General features: G+C 49.7%; 7 protein-coding genes. All 7 read left to right on the top strand.

What is annotated here, in order from left to right:
- Window positions 1-313 precede the first annotated feature (313 nt).
- Window positions 314-1,978, top strand: coding sequence for an arginine--tRNA ligase (argS, locus tag QNJ26_21460; GenBank protein MDJ0988122.1), 1,665 nt, complete (start codon window positions 314-316; stop codon window positions 1,976-1,978).
- Window positions 1,979-2,090: 112 nt separating this feature from the next.
- On the top strand, window positions 2,091-2,816 hold the full coding sequence (locus QNJ26_21455) for an SPOR domain-containing protein (GenBank protein MDJ0988121.1): 726 nt from the start codon (window positions 2,091-2,093) through the stop codon (window positions 2,814-2,816).
- 43 nt (window positions 2,817-2,859) lie between these two features.
- Complete coding sequence (gene gatC, locus QNJ26_21450; protein ID MDJ0988120.1) at window positions 2,860-3,147, top strand: Asp-tRNA(Asn)/Glu-tRNA(Gln) amidotransferase subunit GatC; 288 nt, start codon at window positions 2,860-2,862, stop codon at window positions 3,145-3,147.
- A 205-nt stretch (window positions 3,148-3,352) separates the two neighbouring features.
- Window positions 3,353-4,813, top strand: coding sequence for an Asp-tRNA(Asn)/Glu-tRNA(Gln) amidotransferase subunit GatA (gene gatA / locus QNJ26_21445; GenBank protein ID MDJ0988119.1), 1,461 nt, complete (start codon window positions 3,353-3,355; stop codon window positions 4,811-4,813).
- A 31-nt stretch (window positions 4,814-4,844) separates the two neighbouring features.
- Window positions 4,845-5,216 carry a GxxExxY protein gene (locus QNJ26_21440; protein MDJ0988118.1) on the top strand — a complete coding sequence of 124 codons (372 nt, stop codon included), beginning with the start codon at window positions 4,845-4,847 and terminating at the stop codon, window positions 5,214-5,216.
- Window positions 5,217-5,275: 59 nt separating this feature from the next.
- Window positions 5,276-5,455 (top strand): hypothetical protein, encoded by a 180-nt coding sequence (locus QNJ26_21435; protein MDJ0988117.1) that lies wholly within the window; start codon window positions 5,276-5,278, stop codon window positions 5,453-5,455.
- 45 nt (window positions 5,456-5,500) lie between these two features.
- The coding region (gene mutL / locus QNJ26_21430; GenBank protein ID MDJ0988116.1) for a DNA mismatch repair endonuclease MutL at window positions 5,501-7,024 on the top strand (1,524 nt) is incomplete at its 3' end.

The following is a 7,024-nucleotide window of genomic DNA, read 5'->3' as shown; positions in this document are numbered from 1 at the left end:
GCTAGACGAATTATAGAAGACATTCAAAATACTAATCAGGTATAAAAGATGATAATCATTTTATCGCATTAATTTTCACCCTTGGAACAACGCGGCGAGCCCGCCAAAGGCGGACAAGCCTCAGGCTTCCATCTGCTGTGTTATTAAGGGCGAAGCATAGTTCACTATAGCTTCGCCCTTAAGTGCCTTGCATATGAAAGCCTCCGACTCGTGCAAGATTCAGGTAATATATCGTTCGCTGCGCTCACCGTTGGCGTATTGGAGAAATTGAGTGCTGGCGTATTGGGCCTAACAGATTGGCATCAAATTATTTATGAAACAGAAATTACAAGAGCTAATTTTAAGTGCGGCTAAAAATGCCCATGAGAAAGGGGATTTGCCCTCAGCTGACATTCCTGAAATAGAGATTGAAGAGCCCCGGGCGGATGCCCACGGCGATTTTTCCTGCAATATTGCCATGGTGTCGGCATCTGTCCAAAAAATGGCGCCGCGCAAGATCGCAGAGGCCATCGTTGCGCATCTGAAAGATCCCCGGAAAATGATTGAAAAAACCGAAATCGCCGGTCCGGGATTTATAAATTTTTTTCTCAAACCATTGGCCTGGCATTCGGTTTTGCGCAACATCCTTGAAGCCGATACCGCTTACGGCGCCACTGACATCGGTCAGGGTCAAAAATTTCAGGTTGAATTTGTAAGCTCAAATCCCACCGGCCCCTTGCATATCGGCCACGGCCGCGGCGCGGCCGTGGGAGATGCGGTTGCCAATATTCTGGGCTTTTGCGGCTACGATGTCCAAAAAGAATATTATATTAACGACTCGGGTCGCCAGATCCGTACCTTGGGGCAATCGGTATATCTGCGCTACCAGGAGCTGTTCGGTCACAAGGTGGAATTTCCCGCTGATTGCTATCAAGGTGCCTACATTCGGGATCTGGCCTCCGACATTAAAGAGCAAAAAGGCGATAGTCTTTTAGACCAGAACGAAGAAGACGCCATAATGGAATGCGCCCGTGTGGCTGCCCAGAAGATACTGGACGGCATCCGGGATGATCTGAAAATGTTCGGGCTGGAATTTGACTGCTGGTTCAGCGAGCAGAGCCTCTATGATGACGGTCGCGTGGATGAAATTCTGGCGCAGTTTCGCCAGCAGGGTATCATCTACGAAAAGGAAGGTGCGCTTTGGTTTAAAACCAGTGATTTTGGTGATGAAAAAGACCGCGTGGTGGTCAAAGCCAATGGCGAAACCACCTATTTTGCTTCCGACATCGCCTATCATCAGGATAAGTATGACCGCGGTTTTGAACGCGTGGTCGATGTCTGGGGAGCAGACCATCATGGCTATATTCCCCGCATGAAAGCGGCCATTGAAGCCAGCGGACATCGGCGGGATCAGTTTGATGTGATTCTGGTGCAACTGGTGAATTTGCTCAGGGCCGGCGAGCCGGTGGCCATGTCGACCCGAGCGGGTGAATTTGAAACATTACGCAACGTTATCGATGAAGTGGGGCGTGATGCGGCCCGCTTTATTTTTCTAACCCGTCATTATGAGAGCACCCTTGATTTTGACCTGGTAGTTGCTAAGCAAAAAACCAACGATAACCCGGTTTATTATGTCCAATATGTACACGCCCGTATCGCCAGCATCATGCGCAAGGGCAGCGAGCAGCGTGCGACTGAAACTTCCTGGGATGACAAGGCCGTAACCCTTCTGACGGCGCCTGAAGAAATAGACCTCATAAAAGCCCTGGCACGTTATCCGGACATCCTGGCCGGCAGTGCCAAAAGTATGGAGCCGCATCGGGTGACCTATTTTTTGATGGAGCTTGCATCCGCTTTTCATACTTACTACAATAAGCATCGGGTATTGACCGATGATGCACAGCTGCGCTGTGGTCGGCTCAATTTGATATTGGCCGTTCAAAAGGTCATCCGAAACGGGCTTACGCTGCTGGGGGTGTCAGCCCCGAACCGCATGTAACGATGGCTGTCCAGGCACCCTTTTTCATGTGCCGATGTAACCACTATGGCCAGATCCGCAGAGACACGATATCATTGCAACCCTTATGGCCATTGTTAATGGGTAACCCGAAGTGAGAAAAAAGAATAAACGCAAAGCACCGGAATTTAAAAAGCCCTTCATCGTCCTGACCCGCAAAAAGATTGCCGGCTGGTTGCTGTTGATTTTTTTTCTGTGTGCCTGGATGTTTGTCCTGGGGGTTTTGGTGGGCAGGGGAACGGCACCGGTAAAATTCGATTTGGCGCCCCTTGAACAAAAAATGGCTGACCGTCAGAAAGCCGAACCGATAAAACCGGATAAGAAGACGCCTCAAAAAGATACAGCCGCCGTAAAGGATAAAACCAAACTCGATTTTTATGAGGCGCTTAAAGAAAATAAAGAGGACACCAAGGTGTCGGTCCGGCCCAAGCCCAAAGCAGATAAGCCCAAGACAGAAAAGCCGGCTCAAAAGGCTGCTGAGCCGGTGAAAAAACAAAAAGAACCCAAAACTCCTGAACCCCAGCAGCAAAAAGCGTCGCCTAAAAAACAGGATGTTGTAGCCAAAACAAGCACCCCCAGCCCAACCTACACGATTCAGGCCGCTTCAGTCAGAAATGCCGGGGATGCGGATCGGATGATCCAAAAACTAAAAAAACGCGGCTACCCGGCCTATCGGTCGATTGGAAAGGTCCCGGGAAAAGGAATCTGGTTCAGGGTTCGCGTCGGATCGTATAAAAGTAAATCCGAGGCGCGCGCCACGCTGGACAAATTAAAAAAAGATGGCCTCAAACCCATTCTGGTGTTACGCACAGCTGAATAACATCCCCCGCAGGTAACGATTCGCCCACATCAAGGAGTCTAAGATGAAGATGACCAAAGAAGAAGTGTTGTACGTCGCCCGACTTGCTCGATTGGATCTGGATGCAGAATCTATCGATATGTTTGCCGCACAAATTGATGAGATTCTGGGCTATATTGAGAAATTGAATCAGGTCGATACCGAGGGCATCAAAGCAACATCGCATGCCATTTCCCTGACCAATGCCTTCAGAGATGATGAACAAAGGCCGCACCTTGATCGTGAACAGGTGCTGGCCAATGCCCCTGAAAAGGAGGAGGGGTGTTTTGTGGTTCCGAAGATAATCGATTGACAAGGGTTTTGAAAGGCAGCCTTTTAAATATAAATTTTTGCCATATTCATCGAAATATTTTTAACCACGAAGCGCACGAAGGTCACGAAGATTTAAAAAAATTGATAAAGTTTTTCTTCGAGTTCTTCGTGATCTTCGTGGTTTTAAGCTCTGTATATTCTGACCTGTTTTGGGCTCAGCACAGCTTTTGTAACGGATGTTTATTATGGAATTGCATGAATTAACAATCGAAGAGGCGCATCGACGCCTGAAGAAAAAAGAAATTTCAGCGGTGGAGCTGACCCGGGCGGTTTTAGATCGCATCGCCGCGGTTGAAAGCAGCGTGGATGCCTATCTGACGGTTTCGGCCGATACGGCGCTTGAGCAGGCTCAGGCAGCCGATGAAAAAATTGCCGGCGGCCGCTGTGAACCGCTGACCGGCATTCCGCTGGCAGTCAAGGACGTGATTTGCACCCAGGGGGTTAAGACCACCTGCGGGTCCAAGATACTGCAAAATTTTATCCCACCTTATAATGCCACCGTTATGGAGAAGCTGCAACGCCGTGGGGCGGTGATTGTGGGTAAAACAAACATGGATGAATTTGCCATGGGCTCATCCACCGAAAACTCGGGCTTTAAAAATACCCGCAACCCCTGGAATCCGGCGCGGGTTCCGGGTGGCTCCAGCGGGGGCTCGGCAGCGGCCGTTGCCGCTGATATGTGTCTGGGTGCCCTGGGTTCCGACACGGGAGGATCAATTCGCCAGCCGGCGTCGTACTGCAGCACCGTAGGTTTAAAGCCCACCTATGGGCGCGTGTCCCGTTTTGGGCTGGTGGCGTTTGCCTCCTCACTGGATCAGATCGGGCCCCTGTCCAAGAATGTGGCAGATTGTGCCGTTATGCTGAATGCCATTGCCGGTTATGATACTGCAGATTCGACTTCGGTTCCCCAGGACGTGCCCGATTACACGAGCGTTTTGCAAAAGGGCTTAAAGGGCATGCGAGTGGGTATACCCAGAGAATACAGTGCCACCGCCGGAATGGATCCTGAAGTTACAGCCGCTGTTGACAATGCCATCAAGGTCATCGAGGACTTGGGGGCTAAAAAAATTGATGTATCCCTGCCACATACCGAATATGCCGTGGCGGCATATTATGTGATTGCGCCTTCGGAGGCGAGCTCCAATCTGGCACGTTATGACGGTGTCAAATATGGCGTGCGGGATACCGGCCAAAGCGACCTGATTCAAATGTATCGCCGCACCCGCTCAGAGGGCTTCGGCCCTGAAGTTCAGCGCCGCATTATTATTGGCACCTATTGCCTCTCTGCCGGCTATTATGATGCCCATTACGGCAAGGCCTCCCAGGTGCGGACCCTAATCACCGAAGATTTTCGCCAGGCCTTTGAATCCTGCGATGTGTTGTTATGCCCGGTGGCACCGGCGCCGGCATTTAAGATCGGCGAAAAAGTGGATGACCCGCTGACCATGTACTTAATTGATATTTTTACCCTATCGGCCAACCTGGCGGGTATCCCCGGCATGTCAATACCCTGCGGGTTTTCCAAAAAGGGGCTGCCCATTGGGCTGCAATTGCTGGGCAGACATTTTAACGAAGAGATGCTGCTTAAGGTGGCCTTTAATTTCGAACAGGCCACTGATTTCCACAAAAAAAAGCCCGTGTTATAATCACCACGAAGAACACGAAGGTGCATGAAACTTGAAATTCGATGAACTATCAAAAAGGGTTATAGGTTGTGCAATTGACGTGCATAAGAATTTAGGACCAGGGTTGCTTGAGTCAACTTATGAACAATGTCTTGCTCATGAGTTGAAATGCGCAAAAATACCATTCAGGTTACAATACCCTCTTCCTGTAAATTACAATAAAGTGAAAATTGATTGTGGATACCGTGTTGATTTGCTTGTCGACAACCAAGTCATAGTAGAGCTAAAAAGTGTAGAAAAAATTTTACCTATTCATCAAGCCCAACTGCTAACTTACATGAAGCTAGCGGGGATAAAAATTGGTTTAATAATGAATTTTAATGTCCGATTCATGAAAAATGGCATTAAGCGAATGGTTTTATAAATTCTTTGTGAGCTTCGTGTTCTTCGTGGTGCAAAACAGTTTTCGAAAAGGAGCATAAAATGGCCACCGTACAGCCGGAAGGTGAAGATCTAAGAAAAGCCGTAAAGTGGATTTCCGAGGAGTGCAAATACAACCCCAAAGCCACTACGACCAAGCTTATTGAAGAGGCGTGTTTAAAGTTCGACCTGTCGCCGATGGATGCGGAATATCTGAGAAGTTTCTACAAAAAGAATACATAAAGCCGGGTATTCAAAACGGTCCAAATTTTAAAGCCAATACCCAATATGACCATCCCCAAAATAAAAATACTCCCCGAAACGCTGTCCAATAAGATTGCGGCCGGTGAAGTGGTCGAACGGCCGGCATCAGTGGTCAAGGAGCTGATCGAGAATGCCCTGGACGCTCATAGCACCCGTATTATCATAGAGGTGGAAAATGGCGGGCAATCACTGATTCAGGTCTCCGACAATGGCAGCGGCATGGCTGCTGCTGATGCCCTGCTGGCCATCGAACGGCACGCCACCAGCAAAATTTCCAGCGTCGATGATTTGTTTGCCATTCAAACCCTGGGCTTCAGAGGTGAGGCCCTGCCCAGCATTGCATCGGTATCCCGCTTTACGCTGATTACCCGCGATGGATCTTCCGATGCCGGCACCCAAATTATTGTTGAGGGCGGAAAGGTCAAAAGCGTTAGCGAGACCGGCGCGCCGCAAGGAACCCTGGTTTCAGTCAAACAGCTGTTTTTTAATACGCCGGCCCGTAAAAAGTTTTTAAAGACAGTCGGCACCGAAATGAGCCATATTGCCGATACGGTCTCCAGGGTCGCCCTGGGCCATCCGGATGTGCAATTTCGCCTGGTTCACAACAACAAGATGGTCAAAAACTGGCCGCAGGTATCCCGGCAACTTGACCGAATTGCAGATGTGCTCGGCAAAAATATCCGTGCTGATCTGCATGCGATTGAATTAGAGCGTGACGGCATTTCAATCAAAGGCTGGATTGGTTCTCCTAAGGTCACACGCCGGACCTCACGGGGGCTCTATGTTTTTGTTAATGGCCGCTTTGTGCGGGACCGCACCATCCAGCATGGTGTCTTTACGGGCTTTGCCCAGCGCCTGGTAAAAGGGCAATTTCCCGTTGCCGTCATTTTTATCCGAGTCCCCTTTGATCGGGTGGATGTCAACGTGCACCCAACTAAAAATGAAGTTCGTTTTGTCGACCCGCACCCATTGCATCAAGCGGTTAAAAGCGCCATCGCTCAGACGTTGTATGAAATAGAGCGGGTTAGCTGGCGCCCGGCATTGGTGTCGCAGAAAACGCCTCAGGTTGTCGAGTCACTAAAACCCTTTACGCCTGAAAACAGAGATGAAGAACCGTCATGGCAACCTCGGATGTCGCTTCCGGAAATCAACAATACCCAAACGTCAGCCAGCCGCCAGCTGCCAGGAGCAAGAAGCCAAAGACACCAGTGGTCAGCAACCGGCGGCCGCAACGACCAGCAGTCAATGTTTGACAGCCAAGGCTTCAGCGCTTTAAGGGTTGTCGGCCAGCTGCATAACACCTATATCATCTGCGAAGCTGAAACCGGTCTGGTGCTCATCGACCACCATGCCGCTCATGAGCGCATTCTTTTTGAGCAATTGCAAAGACGGGCCGACAAACAGCCGTCCGCCGCCCAGAAGCTTCTGGTGCCCGAAACCCTTGAACTCAGTTTCAGCGAGGCTGAAATCTTAGGACAGATGCTGCCGGATTTAAAAGCCTTGGGTTTGGAGATTGAACCGTTCGGTAAAAATACCTTTGTGATTAAA

The organism is Desulfobacterales bacterium (assembly GCA_030066985.1).
Lineage (GTDB): Bacteria > Desulfobacterota > Desulfobacteria > Desulfobacterales > JAHEIW01 > JAHEIW01.
This window is presented reverse-complemented; position numbering and strand designations above follow the sequence as displayed.